Origin of the sequence: Aestuariivirga litoralis (assembly GCF_015714715.1) — a bacterium.
GTDB lineage: Bacteria > Pseudomonadota > Alphaproteobacteria > Rhizobiales > Aestuariivirgaceae > Aestuariivirga > Aestuariivirga litoralis_A.
The window spans coordinates 566,083-587,879 of sequence record NZ_WAHS01000001.1 but is presented as its reverse complement, the minus strand read 5'-3'; the positions used below and the strand labels follow the sequence as shown (position 1 = coordinate 587,879).

The 21,797-nt window shown below is 57.8% G+C and carries 24 protein-coding genes and 2 tRNA genes; 7 read left to right on the top strand and 19 right to left on the bottom strand.

Translation table 11 applies throughout. The annotated features are described in order from the left end of the window. Nucleotides 1-4 precede the first annotated feature (4 nt). The 7 genes from lepB to F8B91_RS03020 form a co-directional block, all read right to left on the bottom strand. Nucleotides 5-817, bottom strand: a complete 813-nt coding sequence (lepB, locus tag F8B91_RS03050; protein WP_196502240.1) for a signal peptidase I — start codon at nt 815-817, stop codon at nt 5-7. Between the two features lie 142 nt (nt 818-959). Continuing rightward, nucleotides 960-1,352: a holo-ACP synthase gene (acpS, locus tag F8B91_RS03045; protein ID WP_196502239.1), complete on the bottom strand. Its 393-nt coding sequence runs from the start codon at nt 1,350-1,352 to the stop codon at nt 960-962. After that, nucleotides 1,349-1,936, bottom strand: a complete 588-nt coding sequence (pyrE, locus tag F8B91_RS03040; RefSeq protein WP_196503870.1) for an orotate phosphoribosyltransferase — start codon at nt 1,934-1,936, stop codon at nt 1,349-1,351. Before pyrE ends, acpS begins: the two co-directional genes overlap by 4 nt. 5 nt (nt 1,937-1,941) lie before the next feature. Next, nucleotides 1,942-4,107 carry a RelA/SpoT family protein gene (locus F8B91_RS03035; protein ID WP_196502238.1) on the bottom strand — a complete coding sequence of 722 codons (2,166 nt, stop codon included), beginning with the start codon at nt 4,105-4,107 and terminating at the stop codon, nt 1,942-1,944. 96 nt (nt 4,108-4,203) lie between these two features. Then, a complete protein-coding gene (rpoZ, locus tag F8B91_RS03030) occupies nt 4,204-4,608 on the bottom strand; it encodes a DNA-directed RNA polymerase subunit omega (protein WP_196502237.1) in 405 nt (134 codons plus the stop codon). A gap of 72 nt (nt 4,609-4,680) precedes the next feature. Beyond that, nucleotides 4,681-6,078, bottom strand: coding sequence for a magnesium transporter (mgtE, locus tag F8B91_RS03025; protein ID WP_196502236.1), 1,398 nt, complete (start codon nt 6,076-6,078; stop codon nt 4,681-4,683). 62 nt (nt 6,079-6,140) lie between these two features. Further along, nucleotides 6,141-6,225 (bottom strand) — tRNA-Leu (locus F8B91_RS03020). A 214-nt stretch (nt 6,226-6,439) separates the two neighbouring features. On the opposite strand from F8B91_RS03020, the gene F8B91_RS03015 reads away from it, so the two are divergent. Further along, nucleotides 6,440-7,090: a transglutaminase-like cysteine peptidase gene (locus tag F8B91_RS03015; protein WP_196502235.1), complete on the top strand. Its 651-nt coding sequence runs from the start codon at nt 6,440-6,442 to the stop codon at nt 7,088-7,090. A gap of 116 nt (nt 7,091-7,206) precedes the next feature. On the opposite strand, the gene F8B91_RS03010 is transcribed toward F8B91_RS03015, so the two are convergent. The 7 genes from F8B91_RS03010 to F8B91_RS02980 all read right to left on the bottom strand — a co-directional run bounded on the left by F8B91_RS03010 (nt 7,207) and on the right by F8B91_RS02980 (nt 11,337). Further along, entirely contained in the window at nt 7,207-7,728 is a 522-nt protein-coding gene (locus F8B91_RS03010) for a gamma carbonic anhydrase family protein (RefSeq protein WP_196502234.1), read from the bottom strand. 9 nt (nt 7,729-7,737) lie between these two features. Then, complete coding sequence (locus tag F8B91_RS03005; protein WP_196502233.1) at nt 7,738-8,046, bottom strand: DUF6949 family protein; 309 nt, start codon at nt 8,044-8,046, stop codon at nt 7,738-7,740. Between the two features lie 117 nt (nt 8,047-8,163). Continuing rightward, nucleotides 8,164-8,373 (bottom strand): DUF3126 family protein, encoded by a 210-nt coding sequence (locus F8B91_RS03000; RefSeq protein ID WP_196502232.1) that lies wholly within the window; start codon nt 8,371-8,373, stop codon nt 8,164-8,166. A gap of 129 nt (nt 8,374-8,502) precedes the next feature. Beyond that, complete coding sequence (locus F8B91_RS02995; RefSeq protein WP_196502231.1) at nt 8,503-9,015, bottom strand: hypothetical protein; 513 nt, start codon at nt 9,013-9,015, stop codon at nt 8,503-8,505. 171 nt (nt 9,016-9,186) lie between these two features. Then, on the bottom strand, nt 9,187-9,618 hold the full coding sequence (locus F8B91_RS02990; protein ID WP_196502230.1) for a hypothetical protein: 432 nt from the start codon (nt 9,616-9,618) through the stop codon (nt 9,187-9,189). An 85-nt stretch (nt 9,619-9,703) separates the two neighbouring features. Beyond that, nucleotides 9,704-10,546, bottom strand: a complete 843-nt coding sequence (gene cysE / locus F8B91_RS02985) for a serine O-acetyltransferase (RefSeq protein WP_196502229.1) — start codon at nt 10,544-10,546, stop codon at nt 9,704-9,706. 23 nt (nt 10,547-10,569) lie between these two features. Continuing rightward, nucleotides 10,570-11,337 (bottom strand): alpha/beta fold hydrolase, encoded by a 768-nt coding sequence (locus F8B91_RS02980; protein ID WP_196502228.1) that lies wholly within the window; start codon nt 11,335-11,337, stop codon nt 10,570-10,572. A 76-nt stretch (nt 11,338-11,413) separates the two neighbouring features. On the opposite strand from F8B91_RS02980, the gene F8B91_RS02975 reads away from it, so the two are divergent. Together F8B91_RS02975 and F8B91_RS02970 are read left to right on the top strand one after the other, a co-directional pair. Beyond that, on the top strand, nt 11,414-11,659 hold the full coding sequence (locus F8B91_RS02975) for a zinc-finger domain-containing protein (RefSeq protein ID WP_196502227.1): 246 nt from the start codon (nt 11,414-11,416) through the stop codon (nt 11,657-11,659). 4 nt (nt 11,660-11,663) lie between these two features. Next, nucleotides 11,664-12,854 (top strand): winged helix-turn-helix domain-containing protein, encoded by a 1,191-nt coding sequence (locus F8B91_RS02970; protein WP_196502226.1) that lies wholly within the window; start codon nt 11,664-11,666, stop codon nt 12,852-12,854. Here the strand turns inward: F8B91_RS02970 and F8B91_RS02965 are convergent. The 3 genes from F8B91_RS02965 to F8B91_RS02955 form a co-directional block, all read right to left on the bottom strand. Continuing rightward, nucleotides 12,851-14,137 carry an aspartate aminotransferase family protein gene (locus tag F8B91_RS02965; protein ID WP_196502225.1) on the bottom strand — a complete coding sequence of 429 codons (1,287 nt, stop codon included), beginning with the start codon at nt 14,135-14,137 and terminating at the stop codon, nt 12,851-12,853. The two genes, F8B91_RS02970 and F8B91_RS02965, sit on opposite strands and share 4 nt — an antisense overlap. A 19-nt stretch (nt 14,138-14,156) precedes the next feature. After that, nucleotides 14,157-14,630 (bottom strand): VOC family protein, encoded by a 474-nt coding sequence (locus tag F8B91_RS02960; RefSeq protein ID WP_196502224.1) that lies wholly within the window; start codon nt 14,628-14,630, stop codon nt 14,157-14,159. A 26-nt stretch (nt 14,631-14,656) separates the two neighbouring features. Further along, nucleotides 14,657-14,742 (bottom strand) — tRNA-Leu (locus tag F8B91_RS02955). A 72-nt stretch (nt 14,743-14,814) separates the two neighbouring features. On the opposite strand from F8B91_RS02955, the gene F8B91_RS02950 reads away from it, so the two are divergent. After that, complete coding sequence (locus F8B91_RS02950; RefSeq protein ID WP_196502223.1) at nt 14,815-15,504, top strand: Crp/Fnr family transcriptional regulator; 690 nt, start codon at nt 14,815-14,817, stop codon at nt 15,502-15,504. Here F8B91_RS02950 and F8B91_RS02945 read toward each other — a convergent pair. Continuing rightward, nucleotides 15,501-15,881: a DUF3307 domain-containing protein gene (locus F8B91_RS02945; protein WP_196502222.1), complete on the bottom strand. Its 381-nt coding sequence runs from the start codon at nt 15,879-15,881 to the stop codon at nt 15,501-15,503. The genes F8B91_RS02950 and F8B91_RS02945 overlap by 4 nt on opposite strands. Before the next feature lie 119 nt (nt 15,882-16,000). On the opposite strand from F8B91_RS02945, the gene F8B91_RS02940 reads away from it, so the two are divergent. Further along, a complete protein-coding gene (locus tag F8B91_RS02940; protein WP_196502221.1) occupies nt 16,001-16,711 on the top strand; it encodes a FecR family protein in 711 nt (236 codons plus the stop codon). 46 nt (nt 16,712-16,757) lie between these two features. Next, nucleotides 16,758-18,848, top strand: coding sequence for a CHASE2 domain-containing protein (locus tag F8B91_RS02935; protein WP_196502220.1), 2,091 nt, complete (start codon nt 16,758-16,760; stop codon nt 18,846-18,848). Here F8B91_RS02935 and gpt read toward each other — a convergent pair. Next, the gene (gene gpt, locus F8B91_RS02930; RefSeq protein WP_196502219.1) at nt 18,845-19,342 is read right to left on the bottom strand and encodes a xanthine phosphoribosyltransferase; all 498 of its coding nucleotides are present in this window, start codon (nt 19,340-19,342) and stop codon (nt 18,845-18,847) included. The two genes, F8B91_RS02935 and gpt, sit on opposite strands and share 4 nt — an antisense overlap. 116 nt (nt 19,343-19,458) lie before the next feature. Here gpt and F8B91_RS02925 point away from each other — a divergent pair, with 116 nt between their 5' ends. Further along, nucleotides 19,459-21,777, top strand: coding sequence for a hybrid sensor histidine kinase/response regulator (locus F8B91_RS02925; RefSeq protein WP_196502218.1), 2,319 nt, complete (start codon nt 19,459-19,461; stop codon nt 21,775-21,777). Nucleotides 21,778-21,797: the final 20 nt, after the last annotated feature.

Here is a 21,797-nt window from a genome sequence, read left to right as displayed (position 1 = left end):
CCCTTCAGCCAACCCAGTTGAAGAACCGCGACCAGCGGATCTCAAACGGCCATTCCCACGGGCGGAACAGCGAGGCATCAGGCTTGAACGAGAAGAAGATCACATCGGCCTTGCCGACAAAGTTCTCGATCGGCACATAGCCCACCTTGTTGAGGAAGCGAGAATCCTGGCTGTTGTCGCGGTTATCGCCCATCATGAAATAATGGCCTTCCGGCACAACATATTCCTGGGTGTCATCGACTTCCGGAATGTCGCCGAAATCCAGCACGTTATACGAAACGCCATTGGGCAGCGTTTCCTTGAACTGCTTGACCAGAGGCCCGCTGCCGCTCTCGCCCTGCGGGTCTTCAAAAGCCTCAACCGGCTCTTTCTTCACTTCCTGATTGTTGATGTAAAGCACGCCGTGCTTCATCTGGATGTGGTCGCCCGGCTGGCCGATCACCCGCTTGATATAGTCGATCGAGGTGTCACCTGGATATTTGAAAACGGCCACATCTCCGGTCTTCGGCAGATCGACCCAAACGCGGCGGCCGGGGAAATCAATGAAGGAGCAGCATTGCACCAGCGGCTGGCTCGAAAGCCCGCTGAACTGGAAGTTAAACGAATACTTGCCATAACCGTAAGAAAGCTTTGAAACAAAAAGATAATCGCCAATCCGCAAAGTCGGATACATTGACGCGGACGGAATGTTGAACGGCTGAAACAGGAACAGGCGCACGAAAAACGCAATCGCCAGCGCCTCGATGATCACCTTGGCAGTATCCCAGATCTCACCGGCGGCCGAACGTTCTACTGTGACGCTATGCTTGTTGCTCATGCACTTCAGGCCCAAAAATTAAGGCCCCCTTTTCACGCATTCTATCTTGAGGCTGCTGTGCAGCGCAATAAAGCCGCTTTCATGGCAGGCAACTGTGGCAGTCATGACACAGTGCGAACAAGTGCGGAATATGACAGGCTTTTCACAAAGCTTCGATCATTACCACCGCCTGCGCCCAGGGGTGATCGTCGGTAATCGTCAACCAGACTTTGGCAGTCATACCCGCAGGCGTCATTTGGTCGAGGCGATCCTTGGCGCCACCGGTCAGAACCATAGTGGGCCGGCCCGAAGGCTCATTCACCACGCCCATATCCTTCCAATACACACCCATGTTGAAACCCGTGCCTAGGGCCTTGGAACACGCTTCCTTGGCGGCGAAGCGCTTGGCATAGGAGGCAGCGCGTTGCGCACGGCGGTCGGATTTCTTGCGTTCGATTTCGGTGAAAATGCGGTTGGTAAAGCGGTCGCCGAAACGGTCCAGTGTTTCCTGCACACGTTCAATGCTCACAATGTCATTGCCCAGCCCGATGATCATTTTTTCATGCCCCGGCTGCCAGGCTTGTAGGCGGGAATGGCGGCCAGTTCTGGTGGCAACTTGTCGGCCTCATAGGTGGGTACATCGAGCGATGTCAGCGCATGCAGCGGCACGCCCACATCGGCCTTGCCGCCAGAGCGGTTGATCAGGCAGGCAGCCGCCACCGTCACGCCGCCCTCTTCCGTGATGCCTTCGATGCATTCGCGCGATGAAAGGCCTGTGGTCACAATATCTTCGACCATCAGCACGCGGGCACCCTTCTCGATATTGAAACCGCGGCGCAACGCCAGCTTGCCATCCACGCGTTCAAAGAAGATGGACGGCACACCCAGTTGCCGCGCCATTTCATAGCCTACAACCACGCCACCCATCGCAGGCGAAACCACGAGATCAATCTGGCCATGACCACCCGCCTTCACGCGGGCAGCCAGATCAGCACACAGCCGCGCCGCGCGCGCCGGGTCCATCAGCACGCGGGCGCATTGCAGATAGCGCGCCGAATGCAGGCCCGATGACAAAACGAAATGCCCTTCGAGCAAGGCGCCCGCCGCGCGGAATTCATCGAGAACCTGCTCATGCGTCAAAGCCATTATTCCGTCACCCTGTTCACATCCGAAACCAGCGGCTTCGCCTTTAGCTCATTCATGATTTCATTCAAATGGCGGATGTCGAAAACTTCCAGCAATATCACCAAATCGAAGAAATCTCGCACCCCGTGGCGCGCATGCAAATTGAGCTCGTCAATATTGCCGCCATGATCGCCGATCACTTGCGTCACTTGCGCCAGCGCACCCACTTCATTGGCCAGGGTGATGGAAATGCGCGCCGGAAAACGCCGCCCCTCCTCGGCCACGCCCCAGGCCAAATCGACCCAGCGTTCAGGCTCCTGGTCAAACTGCTCAAGCGCCGCCGCGAAGATCGGATAAATGGTGATGCCTTCGCCCGGGGTGACGATGCCCACAATCCGCTCGCCCGGCACAGCACCCGTCACGTTGAAAATCTTCAGCGCCATATTGGCGGCGGCACCGCGCACCGGCACCGAGAAGGCGCTGTCTTCCTTGGCTGTGGCGCGGCGGCGCACCGCACGCAAATCCTTGTCGTCCACCTCAAGGCCCAGCGCCTTCAACAGATCACCCGCCGAAAGATCACCCCGCCCGATCGCAGCCAGTGCATCATCAAGATTACGGTGGCCAAGCCGGGGGACAGCAGCAGCGGCCTCTTTTTCGTTGAAGGTTTTCTTTTGTCGCGCAAGCAGCTTTTCGACCAACTCGCGTCCAATGCCAGCATATTGCTTGCGGATGTCGGCCCGTGTGGCACGCCTGATCGCGGCCTTGGCCTTGCCCGTCACCACGATGGCTTCCCAGGCGGGCGGAGGTGTGGCCGCATCCGAACGGATGATCACCACTTCATCACCATTCTGCAATTTGGTGACCAGCGCCACTGTGCGCCCATTCACCTTGCAGCCCACGCAACTGTCGCCAATAGACGTATGCAGCGCATAGGCAAAATCAATCGGCGTTGCGCCGCGCGGCAGAGCAATCAATTTGCCCTTGGGCGTGAAGCAGAAAATCTGATCATAGAAAAGTTCGAGCCGCGTGTGCTCAAGGAATTCCTTCGGGCTGTCGCCCTCCTGCAGGGTTTCCATCAAACGCCGCAGCCAGCGATAGGCGGAGGATTCCGACGCCGGAATGCGCACGCCTTCCTTGGCCAACTTGGCCTCGCGTACATCCTTGTAGAGCGCATGCGCGGCAACACCACGTTCGGCAATTTCATGCATGGCATGGGTGCGGATCTGCACCTCCACGCGCTGCGAATGCGGGCCGATCACGATGGTATGGATCGAGCGGTAGTCATTCTGTTTCGGGCTGGAAATGTAGTCCTTGAAACGGCCCGGCACGATCAGCCATTTCTGATGCACCACGCCCAATGCGCGGTAACAATCATCAATCGTATCCACCAGCACCCGAAAACCGAACACATCCGAAAGCTGATCAAGCGAAAGATTGCTGCGCTCCATCTTGGCGAAGATTGAATAAGCGCGCTTCTCGCGGCCCTTCACTTCGGCCTTGATGCCATGATCGCCCAACGCCTTGCTCAGGGTGTTTTCAATTTCCTGGAGCAGTCCGCCACTTTCAGAATGCAGGCGCGCCAAACGTTCAACGATCAGCTTGCTGGCTTCCGGGTTCAGCACCGCAAAAGCCAGATCTTCCATCTCTTCGCGCACCAGCTGCATGCCCATGCGGCCCGCGAGAGGCGCATAGATTTCCATCGTTTCCTGCGCGATGCGCCGGCGCTTTTCCGGCTTCACGAATTGCAGCGTGCGCATATTGTGCAGGCGGTCCGCCAGCTTCACCAGCAGCACCCGTACATCGCGCGACATGGCGAGCAGAAGCTTGCGCAGATTCTCCGCCTGGGTGGCCTCCTTGGTCACCATGTCCAGCTTGGCAATCTTGGTCAGGCCATCCACCAGTGAGGCAATTTCAAAGCCGAACTTGTCGGCAATTTCCTGCGCGGTGGCTTCAGTGTCTTCCACCGTGTCATGCAAAAGTGCAGCGGCAATCGTGGCGCTGTCCAGCTTCATGTCAGTCAGAATCGCCGCCACTTCCAGCGGGTGGTTGAAATAGGCCTCGCCAGAAGCACGCTTCTGGTTGCCATGAGCCTTCATGGCATAGACATAGGCTCGGTTCAGAAGGTCTTCATCCGCCTGCGGGTCGTAGCGGATGACCCGCTCAACCAGTTCATATTGGCGCATCATGATGCAGCTAAGATAAGCAAAATTCCGCCGAGCGCCAGTCCTGAAACAACAACGCCCGCATGAAGCGGGCGCTGGGTAACCAAATTGTTAGATCGCTTAGAAGCCGTTGCGTTGGCTGCCGGGGCTTTCGGCCGGCGGCAGGCCTTCAAGGCCGCGCAGCAACTCTTCTTCGGTCATCTGTTCCATCGTGCCGAGTTCGGCCGAATCATCAACCAGCGACATGTCGCCGGACTGGGCAATCAGCGGCACTTCGGTTTCTTCGGCTTCATCAACTTCAACCTGCTTCTGCATGGCGTGGATGAATTCCTCACGCAGGTCATCGGAATTGATGTGCTCGGCAGCGATTTCGCGCAGCGAAACCACGGGGTCCTTGTCATTGTCGCGTTCGACCATGATCTGCGAACCCTGCGCAATATTGCGGGCGCGGTGGGCCGAGAGCAGAACGAGCTCAAAACGGTTGGGCAACTTGTCAATGCAGTCTTCAATGGTCACACGTGCCAATGCAAGATACTCCTGAAATCGGGGATTTGCGGCCTTCTAACCGCCCTGCCCGCCCATTGCAAGCCCCTTGGGCTAGTGGAACCCGCCGCCCATTTTGAGCCACAGCGTGGCCAGGCCCAGGAACGAGAAGAACCCGGTCACATCGGTCACCGTGGTCAGGAACACGGCAGCCGAAACCGCTGGGTCCTGGTCCAGCTTGTCCAGCGCCAACGGCAACAGTATGCCAGCCAGGGCCGCCGCCAGAAGATTGATGATCATGGCCAAAGCGATGATCAAGCCCAGCGCCTGGAAGCCAAACCACCACCAGGTGAACAGGCCCATGATGAGTGCGAACAGAAAGCCGTTGATTAGGCCCACGCTGCATTCGCGGAACACCACGCGGATGGCATTGAAGGGCCCGAGCTGGCGGGTAGCGAGTGCGCGCACCGCAACCGTCATGGTCTGGGTGCCGGCATTGCCGCCCATCGACGCCACGATGGGCATCAGGATGGCGATCTGCACCATCTGCTGGATGGTAGCGTCAAACCAAGAGATCACCCAGGAGGCGAGAATGGCAGTCAGCAAGTTGACGAACAGCCAGGAGAAGCGCGACCTTGTGATCGAAACCACCGAAGACAGAAGCTCCTCCGAAGCCGCAACACCACCGAGGCGCAACATGTCGTCCTCAGCGCGCTCCTGGATGATGTCCACCACGTCATCGACCGTGAGGACGCCCACAAGGCGGCCATTGGCGTCAATTACCGGGGCTGACACAAGGTTATACTGCTCGAATTGATAGGCCACCTCTTCCTTGGTGTCAGTCACCTTCAGGGGCACTTGGTCATCATCCATCAGATCCTTGACGGGCTTGAACCGGTTGGCGCGCAGGATGCGCGACAGCGGCAGCCAGCCGATCAGATGGAAGCTTGCATTGGTGACGTAGATTTCGCTGAAATCATCGGGAAGCCCGCGGGTGGCGCGGGTGTGATCCAGCACCTTTTCCACATTCCAGAATTCCGGCACAGCGACGTAATCCGTCTGCATCAGGCGGCCGGCGGTGTCTTCCGGGTAATCCAGCGCGCGGTTCAGCGCGACCCGGTCTTCCTTGGGAATCTTGGCGAGGATTTCGCTGCGCTGTTGCCGGTCAAGATCCTCGATCAGGTAAACAGCGTCGTCGGTATCCAGCCGCTTGATGGCGTTGACCATCACTTCCGGCGGCAATTCCTCCACCACGGCGTCACGTGTGCCGGAATCCAGTTCGGCCAGCGCCTCAACGTCGAAATTCTTGCCGAGCAGATTGATGAGGACGATGGAGTCGGAAGACCCGATGGCCTCCATCACGTCAGCCAAGTCGGCGGCGTGCAGCTCCCGCGTCAGGGTGCGGGCCTGCTTGCCATCCTGCCCGCCGATCGCACCCTTCAGATCAGAGAGAAATTCAGGCCGGAGAGCGCCCCATTGGTCGCGCAGCACTGCTTCGTGGACTACATCCATCTTGTGCCATTCCAAACCTTGCTTAACGCGCTGTATCGCGCTTCCATCAAATTGTTTGGAAATGGTGCGGCCGAGAGGACTCGAACCTCCACGAGTTTCCCCGTTACCACCTCAAGGTAGTGCGTCTACCAATTCCGCCACGACCGCTCGCCACACCGAAACAGCTGGCAAATATCAGGCGTTTTCAATTTCCGCAACCCCTGAACTGTGGTCGCTACGGAATCTTCACCACAATCGTCATGGTTAAAAATGACTCTAGAAAATGCCTAATGTTTGCAGAGACTTAGATCGTTTTTTCTGAGAAGCCGGAAATTTCTGACTGTTACTTTTGCCTCACAACAAAAAAACAGTCGGGGCTAACATGAAGATCAACACCGTTCTGGGGACTATCCTTACAAGTCTGGTTCTAGGCTTTGCGCCCGCTCATTCCGCCGCGCTCAAGGGCAATTTCGAGAAGCCGACTGCGGCTCCTGCCGCCACCGTCTATGGCTCAACCTTGCCGCCTGCCGGCTACGTGGCTTTCTGTGGCCGCGGCGAAGACGAATGCAAATTCACCGGCGGCACCAATGAGCGTGTGGCTTTGACCAACGCCAACTGGGCCGAGATCAACAAGGTCAACCACTACGTCAACACCAAGATCCGTCCGGCCACCGATCAGGAACTCTATGGCATGGCTGATTACTGGACCTATCCCGTCGACGCTGGCGATTGCGAAGATTTCGTGCTGCTGAAGAAGCGCTATTTTGAACAGCTCGGCTACAATCCGGATCAGTTGCTGATCACCGTTGTGCTCGACGAGAATGGTGACGGCCACGCCGTAATGACGATCCCCACCGACAAGGGCGATCTGGTGCTCGACAATCGCCGCCAGGACATACTGCGCTGGAATGAAACTGGATACATTTTCCTGAAGCGTCAATCACAGGCCGCTTCCAACATCTGGGTCAGCCTGCAGAAGGGCCCAAGCCAGACCGTCTCGTCCAACCTCTTCGTCTCGACCAAAGGAAACTAAAACCCCGGATCCCTGCAAAGGATACCTCTGCCCGGCTGGCGTCCCCCCATCCCCCAATCAGCCGGGTTCACTAGGAGCCGGTACCGCCCCCACTCGGTACCGGCTCCATTTTCTTTTTAGAGGGGCTTAAGCCCTGCCCGAAACCTGAGCGCATTCCGCTGATAGCCCTGCGCCGAGAGCAGCAGCTTTCCCTGCTCCTCCTCATTCAGCACACGCGCCACCTTGCCGGGCGCACCGATCACCAGTGATCCATCCGGAATAATCTTGCCTTCCGGGATTAACGCGTGCGCACCGATAAGACAGCGCGCGCCGATCTGCGCGTGATTCAGGATCACCGCCCCCATGCCGATCAGGCTCTGTTCGCCAATCTTGCATCCGTGCAGAATGGCGCGGTGGCCAATGGTGCAGTTGCGGCCGATGTCCATCGGTGCACCCATGTCGGTATGCAGCACGCACAGGTCTTGCACGTTGGAGCCTTCACCAATGGATATCCATTCATTGTCGCCGCGCAGCACGGCACCAAACCAGATGCTGCCGCCTTTGGCGAGGCGCACCTTGCCCGCCACATCGGCGGTAGGCGCTACCCAGCCTTGCGGATCGATCTCAGGCGAAACACCATCCAGCGCATAAAGGGTCATGGCTCATCCTCATGTCACACCAAACACCTGGTTGAGGATAAAGATTCCCTGCACAAAGCTCCAGCATAACCCAAGGGCCACGCACAGAAGGCCCAAAGGCGGCTTGGCGATCAGATAGAAAATGCCGGAAATCATCAAAGTCGTCGGCGCGCTGAACACCAATACGATGGCGCGGATGGGAGTCAGAAGATCAGGTTCACTCAGACCGGAAAACACCGGTGCTTCGTCGGTGGCAATCGCCCACAGGCTGCCAATGGCACCCGAAGAGGCTATCCCGGCGGCCATCGCAAACAGATATGCGACATAATGATAGTCCATGGCTTTCCCCAAAACCCGAAGCCTGTTCCGATGTGGAACAGTCTTTCCTGTAGGGGATCACGATGCAAAGCGCAGGCCGTTTGGTAAGGTTTGGTTAACCAAACGGCGCGGGGTTGCCTATTCCAGATCGATATCCAGAATAGCCATTGAGAAATTATACGACAAGTCGCCGTCTTCATCGTCGCGCGAGATCACGCCGAGGAATTCCTCACCCACATAAAGCTCACAGGAATCTTTCTTCTGCGGCCGTGCCTTGGCAACAATCGAAGGATTGTTGAAAGTCTTGCGGAAATAAGCCGTGAGCTTGGCAAGTTCGTCGGGTTTCAATGAAGTCTCCTGCGCGGGTGTGTGTTGGGTTTAGACCGGATCGCCGCACCTATCAACCGGATCGGCCATGAAAAAGGGGCGGGTCATATAGACCCGCCCTGCCCCCGGTTGTTTATGCATGAACCTGGATCAATAGGCCCGGTCTATGTTGACGATACGGCCGCGGCGCGACACATCGATCTCGAACAGCCGGCCCTTCTTCATTCCCAGAAAGGTGTGAACCGGGCCGCCACAGCTTTGCGTCTGCACGCCGCGGAAACCATTATAGCGCACGATGGACTTTGCCTGCATGCAACTCACAAACGGCCCACCGTAGCCACCGCCAAAGCCGTGACGCGGCTTGTGCCAGCCACCATTGCCGCCATAACCATTGTCGTCATAGCCACCGCCATCGCCGATGGTGATGTCGAGATTGAAATTCGGGTTACCGTTGTTATTGCCGTGCGTCCTCGGCGGATTGCCGGGAGGCGGCATGTTGGGCGGCGGCGGATTGCCCTGATTCATATTACCCTGATCCACGCAAGGCTGCTGGCCCGGATTGCCGCACCATTGCTTGGCGGAAGCCGCGTTCGATGAAAGGATGGAGGTTCCGGCCAGCATGCCTGCAATGGCCGTGACAGCGAGAATCGATTTGATGAACATGGTTTTCTCCGTGCGTTGAACCAGAAAGGCCAATCGCTGAAGACCATAATTGTTCCAGCCCGCGTTAACGCGCCCTGAAGGTGCCGTTCATCTGCCGTTCATATTGGAAGGCGGAGGCGGACCCTCCAGTCCACCTCCGCCGAGACCTTAGGTCAGGGAAAACCCCAGGTCTTAGTCAACCGAAACGATGCGGCCGCGGCGCGACACATCGATGTCAAACAGCTGGCCGTGCTTCAACCCGGTGAAACTGTAAACCGGACCGCCGCAGCTCTGCGTCTTCACGGCGTGGAAGCCGCTGGAACGCACGATGCTCTTGGCCGTCTTGCAGCTCACGCCATAGTCTTGGTTCTCAAGATTGACATAGATGCCGAAGCCACCGTGGCCGTGGCCATGACCACCATGCGGCGGATGGATCGGGTCCACGATCGGGCCGATCGGGTGAACAGTATGGGGAGGGCCCATGCCACCACCCATGGGAAAGCCACCGCAAGGAAAGCCCATGCCGCAATGTGGCTTGGCTGAAGCAGCCGTGGCCGAAAGCATCGAAGCGCCAGTCAAGGTGCCGGCAACAGCAAGCGAAGCAATAATGGTCTTGGTGATCATGTGAACCTCCAATGCTGAGCCCGAACTACCGGCCTGATGGAGGGAACTTGCAGGGCTTGGCTTGAATTCAACCTGAAGAGACTATTCAGCCGCCGTTCAGGTCGAAATCAGCGTCATCAGATTCCACATTGTGATCCATGGCGCGCGCCGGTTCGGCACAGCCGGCCTTGCCGACGATCTTGGCCGGAACACCGGCCACCGTGGTGTTCGGCGGCACATCATGCAGCACCACCGAGCAGGCAGCCACGCGGCTGCAGCGGCCAATCTCGATATTGCCAAGGATCTTCGCCCCCGCCCCGATCAGCACGCCCTGGCGGATCTTGGGATGGCGGTCGCCCGATTCCTTGCCCGTGCCACCCAGCGTCACGCCCTGCAGGATCGACACATTGTCTTCGATCACACTGGTCTCACCGATCACGATGTCATGGCCGTGATCAATCATGATGCCCTTGCCGATGCGGGCATTGGGATTGATGTCGATCGAAGAAATAATCGATGAGCGGCTCTGCAGGTAAAGCGCGAAATCCTTGCGGCCCATTTCCCACAGGCGGTGCGCCATGCGGTGCGCCTGCAGCGCCTGCCAGCCTTTGAAATAAAGCAGCGGGTCGATATAGCGGTGGCAGGCCGGATCACGGTCAAAAGTGGCGATGATATCGGCACGGGCCGCGTGGCCAATATCCGGCTCGCGCATCAACGCATCACCAAAAGCCGACACAATGGCGTCAGCACCCAGATCAGCGCTGCCCAAGCGTTGGGCCAACCGGTGCATCAAGGCATTTTCGAATGACGAATGGGCCAAAACTGACGAATAGACAAAGCCGCCAAGCCCAGGCTCGGCGCGCGCAATTTCTTCAGCCTCATGGCGCAAGCGGTCCCAGACGGGATCCAGTCTTTCCACCGTTTTGCTCTGCGAATTGTGTTGCGCCATGTGAAACTCCTGGGCTTCCTATATCACATTTCCGCTGGCTTGTGCAGGCCCTTGAGGAAATCGATAACGGCCGCTTTATACCCGCTATCCCCTACTGCATTCATATGGTTACGATTGGCCAGAACCACACCCCTGGCACCGGGGATCACGCTGGTCAGGCCCGTCACGTCACCTGCTACCTCGTCCTTCTCGCCCGCCACCACTAGAACCGGGCAAGTGATGGCCGCCAGCCCTTCCGGCTTGATCTTCACCCGCGAGAAGCGGATGCAGGCGGCCAGGGCTTTGCGGTCTGATTTCGTGCTGTCGGCAAAAATCCGAAAGCCGCGCGCATCCCGGTCTGTCACTTCGGCCAGATTGTCAGCCTCCAGCGCTTGGGCGATCTCTTCAGAACCGCCCACGCCAGTAATCATCCGAGAAGCCAGCCCAGCAAAAATCGCGGCAGACACGCGCTCCGGATATTGCATGGTCAGAAACGCCGAAATCCGCGCGCCCATCGAATAGCCCATCACCACGGCCTTTTCGATCTGCAGATGGTCCATCAGCCGCCTTGCATCATCCGCCATGGCGGGAGCCGAATATTGCTCGCTGTCATAAAGCTTGGCACTTTCGCCATGCCCGCGATTGTCAATGGCGACGACGCGGTAACCGCCGTGGGTCAGCGTTTTCACCCAGCTTGTGTCGCGCCAGTTCACATAGATGTTGGAGGCAAAGCCATGGATCAGCAGAATGGGTGGGCCGGCACCCCATTCCTCATAAGCAATGTCCACGCCCGCCGAATTGAATTTGTGCATCGCCTGCCCTTATATTGTATTCGCTTGCTCAAATATGCTAATCGCTTTGTCATTGCAAAATTGATCTGAGGTTTCCATGGCACAGGGCGCAACACCGCATTTCCAGAATTCGATGGGTCTTGCCGTGATCGAAATCAGCGCGAAGGAATTCATGTGCGTGGGTGCCAAGCCGCCCTTCGATCATCCCCATGTGTTCATCGATATGGGCAAGGCTGAAGACACAGTTTGCCCGTATTGCTCAACGCTCTACAAGTTTAACGGTTCCCTGCCCGCAGGCACCGCCAAGCCTGCCGAAGCCCTCTGGCACGACGAAGCGGCATAGTTCCATGACCCCGCAGGAGGCCCGCCGCATCGCTCTGGCGGCGCAAGGCTTCACCCATCAGGACCGTGACAAGCCGTTGAACTGGGGCCACATCGCCCGCACCATTGATGATCTGCATCTGCTGCAGATCGACAGTGTGAACGTTGTCATCCGCTCGCATTATCTGCCGCTGTTTTCGCGCCTCGGCAATTATCCTCGCGACACGCTGGACAAGCGCACGCTGGCGCGCACCAAGCGCCATGTCTTCGAATGCTGGGCGCATGAAGCATCGCTGGTGCCGCTCACGCTGCATCCGCTGATGCGCTGGCGCATGAACCGCGCCCGCAATGGCGATGGCAATTACAAAGCCTATGACCATTTCAGCCGCACCGAAAAAAACTTCCTGAAATCCACGCTTGCCCATATCGAGAAATTCGGCCCCGTCACCGCCAGCAGCATTCCGGGTGCGGGCAAAAGCTCCGTCGGCTGGTGGAACTGGAGCAAGGGCAAGCTGGCTCTTGAAACCCTGTTCGATCATGGCCTCGTCACCACCTCGCACCGCGACGGGTTCGAGCGCATCTATGATCTGTCTGAGCGCGTGATTCCGGCCGAGATCCAGGCCCTGCCCACTCCGCCCGAGGAAGAGTCCTTCGAGATGCTGATGGAAATGTCGGCGCAGGCTTTGGGCATTGCTACCGAAATTGACCTGCGCGACTATTTCCGCTTGCCGGTGAAAGATGCGCGCGCTGCTCTCCTGCGCCTCATTGAACAAAAGCGCCTGATCGAAGTGCAGGTCAAAGGCTGGCCCAAGCTTGCTTATGTGACACCAAACGTGAAGAAGGCCCGCAAAGCCGGAGGCACGGCGCTGCTCTCACCCTTCGATCCTCTAGTCTGGAACCGTGACCGCGCTAGCCGGATTTTCAATTTCGACTACCGCATCGAAATCTACACGCCCGGCCCCAAGCGCAAATATGGCTATTACGTTCTGCCATTTTTGTTCGAAGACAAGCTCGTGGGCCGCGTCTGCCTGAAGGCCGATCGCGAAGCCGGCGTGCTACGCGCCAACCAGATTCACATCGAAGACGGCGCTGATCCATCAGCCACCGCGCAGGCGCTGGCCACCGAACTCAAGCGCATGCAGCACTGGCTGGGCCTTGAAGGCCTGGATGCCGCCAGCAAGGGTAACTTGGCAAAAGAGCTGCAGAAATATCTCTAGGCGGTCATCCCACGCGTTCGGATCAGGAACTGCTCCACCGCCGCCCGCAGCTTTTCGCAATCAGCATCAGTAATAGCTAAAGACAGCGCCATATAGCCACGCTCAGCGATGTAAACACCCTGTTCCAGCAAATGCAGGAACAGCAATCGCCGCAACCGCAAGTCTCCCGCCTGCGCATCCTCGGCCCGTGCAATCACGCCCGCCACCGGATGCAGATTGAGCAGTGAGCCAATGCCTGTTACCTGCCAGTTGGCTTGGTAATCCTGAAACAGCTTGTTGAGCGAAGCTTTCAGCCTTTCGCCCCGCGTATTCAAATCCGCCGCCTTTTCCGGCGTGAAGATCTTGGTGATTCCCGCCAGCCCCGCATTCATGGTCAGCGTATTGTTGTTGAACGTGCCGGCATGCGGCAGGAAGCCGGGTTTCATCGGATCAAACTGATCCATGATGTCGGCCCGCCCACCGAAACAGCCAAAGCTCATGCCGCCACCGATATATTTGCCCAGCGTGGTCATGTCGGGCTTGAGCCCCAGCTCCTTGGCATAACCGTTAGGGCCCAGCCGCGAGGTCATAACCGCGTCAAACACCAGCACGATGCCCTTCGCCGCCGTTTCCACACGCAGCATCGCCAAGAAATCATGCGAGGCTGGAATGCAACCGCCGCTGCCCAGCATCGGCTCCACCAGCAAGGCCGCAAGGTCTTTGCCATGCTCATGGATCAGCGCACGCGTGGCTTCAATATCGTTGAACCGTGCCAGCACCACCTCAAACGGCGCATTCACCGGTGATTGCCCGCCCACAAAATACAGCGTGCCGCCATGATAGCCGCCACGCATCGCCATCACCTTGCTGCGCCCGGTGAAATGCCGCGCCGCTGCCAGCGCCATCATATTGGCCTCGGTGCCGGAATTGGTGAAGCGCAAGCGCTCCAGCCCGAACCTCTCGGCCACCGCCTCGGCAAACTCCACTTCGACCTTGTGATGCGCACCGAAATTGATGCCGCCAGCCACCGCCTTCGCCACTGCGTCAGCGATCACTGGATTGGAATGGCCATAGACACCGGCGGAATATTCACCCACAAAATCAGTGTAGCTGTGCCCATCCACATCATGCACCATCTGGTTCTCGGCCCGCTCCACGCGCACCGGAAACGGTTGGGTGAACAACACTGTGCGGGTGTTTCCGCCCGGCATCACGGCTTTTGCCCGCTCATGCAGCGCCAGCGTTTTTGGTCGCGCCGCAACGAAGCGCTCGACCGCCGCCTTCAATGCGTCATCAATATTCATGCCAGAATCCAAAGTTGATTTATCCGCGCACCGCAGCTTCGATCTTGGCCACGTCGATTTTCTGCATCGTCATCATGGCATCAAAGGCCCGCTTCGCGACGTCGCCACCCTTGGCCATGGCCTCGGTCAGCACACGTGGCGTGATCTGCCACGACAAGCCCCACTTGTCCTTGCACCAGCCACATTCGCTCTCTTTGCCGCCATTGCCGACAATCGCATTCCAGTAGCGATCCGTCTCGGCCTGGTCGTCAGTAGCGATCTGGAACGAGAACGCTTCTGTCTGCTTGAAATAGTCTCCACCATTGAGCCCGATGCAGGCCACGCCGCACACGGTGAATTCCACCGTCAGCACATCGCCCTTCTTGCCGCTGGGAAAATCCGAAGGCGCGCGATGAACTGCGCCCACCTTGCTGTCTGGAAAAGTCTGAGCATAAAACTTTGCGGCACTTTCCGCATCATTGTTGTACCAGAGGCAGATCAGGTTCTTGGTCATGGAACTTCTCCTTGCAAATGCAACACTGGTACGGGCGGCCGGACTCGAACCGGCACGGGATTACTCCCAACGGATTTTAAGTCCGTTGCGGCTACCATTACGCCACGCCCGCATGTTGGTAACCCACTTACGGAACGCGCTGCGCCTTGACAAGCCATGCTTGATCGCGTGAATTCCGGAACACATGAACACGCTTTTCCAACCCATCGATCTCGTCGAGCATCTGTCTTTCCTGGTGCTGGCAGTATCCTATTTCACCACCAAAATGATGTGGCTGCGCGTAGCAGCCTGCGTGGGCCTCACACTGGAAATCATCTATTTCAGCCTTACCCGCCAGGCTCTCACCACGGGTCTGCCATGGGACATCATTTTCGTTCTGATCAATCTCTACGAAATCATCCTGCTCATCCAGCAGCGTGCCCAGACCAAGCTTCCGGCACAGGATGCCGTGATGCTGCGCCGGGCCTTCGATGGCCTAGACGATCCGCAAATTGCCAAGCTCCTGAAAGCGGCCGATTGGCGCGTGGTGGAGGTGGGCGATGTAATCACCAGGCAGGATGCACCCGTCGATGCGTTGTATTTCGTGCTGCACGGCCGGGCCAAGGTCGAAGTGGATGGAAATACCGTGGCGCATTTGAATGACGGTGCCTTTATCGGTGAAATCGCCTATCTCACCGGCAACGCCGCCACCGCCAAAGTCACTATAGAGGAAAAGGGCCGCCTGCTCGCCTTTTCGCGCGTGCGCATCGCCAAGGTTACGGCGGGCGACAAGCAGATCAGCGGCATTCTCTTTCAGGTTCTGGGCCGCGACCTTGCGCAAAAAATGCGTGCTGCCAACACCCGCAAGATTCTGGAAAACGAAGAACTGCTCTAGGCCGCCGCAGCCAGGGCCGCGAGGCCGATATAGGTCAAATGATGCATCATCTGGTCTGCACTCAGCGCCCACCAGAAAGGTCCATCGGCTGGCGTGAAGCCCCAATATTTCACCAGCCGCTCCTTCACATAATCGACATGATAGTGAATGGCGAAATCAATCAGGCCGAGCACCACTGCCCACACCCATCCATGCAGCACCAGCATCACCACCACGATGGTCAAAATCCCGTGGATCCCTGCATGCACGATGCCGAGCGTGGCGCCGTAGCGGCTTTTCTCATCCACCATGGCTTTTGTCTGCAATGGGCCATCAGCCACAAAGTGCTTGAATTGAAAAAGGATCAGAAGAAGAAAAAGCTGGTTCAACGCGGTCATCTGCTCGTCCTGTGACACATCCTCTATGCTGTTACATGCCCGATGTGGCCTGATGTTGCAAATATGGGAAAGCGGCTCTAAGGTTCAAGCTTCGGGGGTTCAATCAGGTTGGCGTCAACATGCAATTCCGCTCCTTCGTCGTTTCCATCGCTCTATTTTTTGCCTCGGCCGGTTTTGCCGAAGCGGCTGCCATTGCCAAGGTCGCGGGGCTTTATGGCTCACCCACAGCCAATGGTCGCGTGCTTTCTGTGGGCGCGCAGGTTCAGGAACATGACAAGATCGCGGTCAGCAGCGGCAATGTGCAATTGCTGTTCACCGATGGCACCAAGCTGGTGGTGGGCGCCAATTCAACGCTGGTGATCGAAAAATACCTGATGAAGGGCAATAACAGCGTCAGCAGTTTCACGGTTGACGCCTTGCGCGGCACCTTCCGCTTCATCACCGGTTCCTCGGCGAAAGCGGCCTATGATATCCAGACGGCTAATGCGACCATCGGCATTCGCGGCACCGGCTTTGATTTCTGGGTGGACAAAAATACCGGCGTTGTCGTGCTGGAAGGCAAAGTGCGATTGTGCCGCAAGGGATCTAATGCCTGCGTGGATATCAACCCCAATTGCCAGGCCGGCATTGCAGAGCCAGGCAAGGCGCGAAAACTTTCCAATTCGGAACTTGCGACACGTGCCAGTATCCACCTGCCCTATCTGCAGAGCCAGGCATTCCTGCGGCAAGCTTTCAAGCTGAACACCTCTTCGTGCCGCGACAAGCTCACGGTGATTGAAGGTGGTGGTCTGCAGCAAAATCCAACCAGCCCCCGCCAGCAGGATCGGTGAGCCAAACCTGTTGCTCTTGTCTGAATTCGGGTGATGGGTCCTATCAATGAAACTGCGGCACATGGGTGGGTTGTTGCTGGGACCACTGATCGCCTTGGCTCTCATTTCGCTGCGCCTGGCTGATCCTGCACCTGTTGCAGCGTTACGCCTGTCAGGCTTTGACATGCTACAGCAACTCTGGCCGCGCGTGTCACCTGTTCAACCCGTGCGCATTGCGGACATTGACGAGGAATCGCTGCGCCAGCTTGGCCAATGGCCCTGGCCACGCGACAGGCTGGCAAAGCTGGTCACTGCCCTCAAGGACGACGGCGCGGCAGCCATCGTTTTCGATATTGTATTTCCAGAGCCCGACAGGCTCTCTCCCACAGCACTCCTGGCTGATCCAAATTTTGCCGCGTCGCTGCAATTGGTGCCCGGTGCCAATTTGCCTGACAATGACAAGCTTTTCGCTGATGCCATAAAATCGGCTCCCGTGGTTCTCGCCCAGTCTGCCACGCCTGATGTAACGACCCCGTCGGCGCGCGTTGCAAAGGCAAGCTTCGCCCAAACGGGGCTTGATGCCAACGCGTTGCCACATGCGGGGAACTTGCTCACCAACCTGCCCGCACTGGATGAAGCGGCCACCGGCCTTGGCCTGATCAATATCGATCTCGCTGCGAATGGCGGTGTTGCCCGCGAGATTCCGTTGCTGTGGAGTGATGGCAAAGACCTCTACCCCAGCCTCGTGCTTGAAGCCTTGCGTGTTGCCCAAGGTGAGCAGACCTATGTTGTGAACAATTCGATCCGTCTCGCCAACGCAATGGATTCGGTGCGCATCGGTGCCGTTGAAATTCCAACATCTGAAACGGGGTTTCTGACGGTCTATTACACCAAGCACGATGCAGCACTCTCAGTCCCGGTCGCCCAGATACTTTCACCTTCCGCCGGCGACGATGTGCGCAGCAAGATTGCCGGCCACATCGTGCTCATCGGCACGTCTGCCACGGGGCTTTTGGATACCCGCGTGTCAGCACTCGGCGAGGGTGTGCCCGGCGTTGCGGTCCATGCGCAGGCGTTGCAACAAATCCTCTCCGGGCAATTCTTGAAGCGTCCACAATGGGCAACGCAGCTGGAAATTCTCAGTATCATGGCGGCTGCCTTGCTCTTCGCAACAATGAGCGCCAGGTATCGCCCCGCAACACTTTTGGGCGCGCTCATTCTTGTGACGGGCGGGATGCTGATCAGCGTGGTTGCGGCCTTCCGTCTGTCTGGCTTTCTGCTGGATGCCACCTTGCCGCTGCTTGCAGTTTTCCTGAGCTTTGCCGGAACGCTGGCCTTCAAACTTCTGGTCACCGAGCGTCACGGCCGCGATTTGCGCCGCGCCTTCAGCCATTACATATCGCCACCCCTGCTGGCCGAGATCGAGCGCCACCCAGATTCCCTCAAGCTCGGCGGCGAGGAACGTGATGTGACAGTATTGTTTGCCGACATCAAGAACTTCACCCCCCTAACCCAGAAGCTGGATGCCGGCGAGCTGGTGGCATTGGTCAATGCCGTTCTTTCGGCTTGCACCGAGACCGTGCTGTCGGAAGACGGAACGCTGGACAAATATATCGGCGATGCCGTGATGGCCTTCTGGAACGCCCCGGTGGCCGTACCCGAACACCAGCACCGTGCCGCATTAGCTGCACTCAAAATCCAGGCGGCGTTGGATCAGCTCAATGCCAATGAAGCATTCTCTGCCCCCCTCAAGCCCAAGGGCCTGTGGCCCATCGGCATGCGCATCGGCTTGGCCAGCGGGCCGGCGGCGGTGGGCAATATGGGCTCCTCCACCCGCTTTGATTACTCGGTGCTGGGCGAAACCGTAAACATGGCCGCCCGCGCCGAAGCTGCCTGCAAGCATGTGGATGCAGATATTATTCTGGCCGGCCCAGTCAGCGAGGCCACGAAACTCTTGGCGATCCTGCATGCAGGCTCTCTTGACCTGAAAGGCCTCGAAGGTGCGGTGCCCTGCCACGCCATATTTGGAACCGCAAGAGACAACGCTTACCTGGAAGCCGAAAAAGCCTTTAGTTCCAAAGTAAAGGCTTCCGGACTTAATTCGGCGTATGAGCGTTTCCTCACCCGACGCACCGCACGGGCGGGCGATTACCGCTAGGCCGTGGCCTTGTCGCCGATCGGCGCCTTGAATTGCAGCTCCATGTCCCACGGCAAGTAGATCCAGGTGTCCTGGCTCACTTCGGTCACGAATGTATCAACCAGCGGGCGCCCCTGCGGTTTGGCATAGACGGTTGCAAAATGCGCCTTCGGCATCATCTCGCGCACCACTTTGGCGGTGTTTCCGGTGTCCACCAGGTCGTCCACGATCAACACACCAGCCCCCTGGTTCTTGCCCACGATATCCGGTGAAATGGTTTTCAACACCGTGATTTCGCCTTGCTTTTCATAGTCATAGGAAGCCACACCCACGGTCTCGACCACCCGGATGCCAAGCTCACGCGCCACAACGGCAGCAGGCACCAGCCCACCCCTTGTGATTGCCACCACTGCGTGAAACGGGCCTGCTGCGGAAAGCCGCCAGGCCAGTGCGCGAGCATCCCGGTGAAACTGGTCCCAGGAGACCGGAAAGCTCTTTTGCCATTTCTCGTCCATGATTTCCTCCCCAAAATCCCCAACCGGTTCTTGGTGAAGCGCAAGAAACCCAAAAGATCAACACTTGTTTCACCTTTTCCCTAGATGATCGGGGTTTCGGTTTTGACGGTTACAGAATGATAAATACCCTTCTCAAGGCCTTTGAACTGGCCAATCTCGAAGTCATGGTTGTGAAGCTGCCGGAAGTCTCCGTCAGTGAGGTTTCCTCAGCGCTGCTCGTGCGCTGGAACTGCTTGCGTACCGACCTGATCGGCAAACCCTTGCTCAAATCCGGAAATGGCATCCTGACGGCGCGTCATTTGCCGCCTGATCCGCGCCAGCCCGATGTGCGCACCATCGAAGTGATTTTTACGCCGCCTCTGGGCAGCGCCATCAAATCCGTCTTCCGCGCGCAGTCTGTGGCGGGTGACGACCAATGCATGTTGATGATCGGTCAGCAGCAGACCCATAACCAGTTGGAAGCCACGATCGCTAACGAACGGCGCCTCAATCTCGCTTTGCGTTCGGGCGGCTATGCACTGTGGGATCATGACTATGAAACCGGCGAGACTTACAACGCGCCCGAAATGATCGAAATTTTCGGCGGTAAAGTGGGCGACCGGGCCCTGGATTATCGCAGCTTCAATTCGCTCATCCATCCCGAAGACCTCGACAAGTCCATTGACGAGAAAATCGCCCACGCGCCCTTCGGTACCGATGTGTTCCACACCCGCTACCGCGTGAAAACCCGCAGCGGCAAATATGCCTGGATCGAATGCCTCGCCGCCGTGGTACGCGATCCAGCTTCAGGCCGGCCAAAGAAATGCGTAGGCCTGTGCCGCAACATCGACAACGAGATGCTCACACTTGATCGTCTCAAGAATTCCGAGTTGATGCTCAAGCGCTCGCAATCCGTGTCGCATATCGGTTCATTCAAGCTGCGCCTGGAGAGCGGCGTGTCGCGCCTTACCGCGGAACTTGCCGCCATGATCGGCCTGGCCGATGCCATGATCCATCCCAATCTTGATACCTTCATCAAGATGATCGAACCGGGCGACCGGCAGAAATTCATGGATGGTCTCGAGCTGACCAAGATCGGCAACATCGTCAAGAATCTTGAGATCGCGGTGAAAACGCCCGATGGCAGAATTGAATGGTTCAATGTTTCGATGGAACCGGAAACCAACGACAATGGCGAAATCGAAAACATATTCGGTGCCTGCCAGCAGGTGACTGAGCGCAAGATGCTGGAAGACAAGTTCCACCAGGCCCAGAAGATGGAAGCCGTGGGCCAGTTGACCGGTGGCATCGCGCATGACTTCAACAATCTGCTGATGGTGGTGATGGGTAATCTGCAGCTCGTCGAAAATCTGGTGAAGTCAGACGAGAAGGCAACCAAGCGCATCCGCGCCGCACTGGAAGCCGCCGACAAGGGCTCTGATCTCACCCGCCGCATGCTGGCCTTCTCGCGCCAGCAGACGCTGCAGAACCGTGAAGTGCGGGTGAATGAACTGGTCAACGCGATGCAGGACATGCTGAAGCAAGCCCTCACCGCGTCGATTGAGCTTGAAGTTATTCCTGCTTCGCATCTCTGGCCCATCCAGGCTGACAGCACGATGCTGGAAACCACCCTGCTCAACCTCACCATCAATGCCCGCGATGCCATGGCCAGCAAAGGCGGCAGGCTTATCATCGAGATGCGCAACCGCACACTGGATGAAGCCTATGCCGAAAAGCACACGGACATGGTCGCAGGCGACTATGTGGAAATTTCGGTCACCGATACGGGCACGGGCATCGAACCCGAAAACCTGGAAAAGGTGTTCCAGCCCTTCTTCACCACCAAGCCACCGGAAGCAGGCTCGGGCCTGGGCCTTTCGATGATCTATGGTTTCGTCAAGCAATCCGGCGGCCATGTGCAGATTTATTCCGAGGTGGGCGTAGGCACGTCCGTGAAGCTCTATCTGCCGCGCCTCAAGACGGTGGCGGAAACCGCGACAAGGGCGGCATCCAAAGTATCGCGCTTCGGGGATATGGAGCACGATCCACTTTCGGCCAATCGCGGACGCAGTGATCGCAAGATGAAGATTCTGGTGGTCGAAGACAACAATTCAGTGCGCGAAGTGGCAGCCGCCATGATTGAGGACATGGGCTTTGAACCGGTCACCGCCACCAGTGGTGCTGATGGCCTGAGCAAGGTTGAAACCATGCCTGACATTGACCTCATGCTTTCGGATGTGATCATGGCAGGCGGCATGACCGGCCCTGAGCTGGCCCAGCACGCGATGAAAGTGCGCCCAGATCTGAAGATTCTTTTCATGTCAGGCTATGCGCCCGGCAGCGTGCGCCAGATGCAGGATTTGCCTGATCAGGTAGAGCTGGTGAACAAGCCCTTCACCCGCAACGACCTGACGGCCAAGGTGATGCGCGCTTTAGCCATCGAAAAGGCCGCCTGATCAACGCCCTGCCCCGGCAT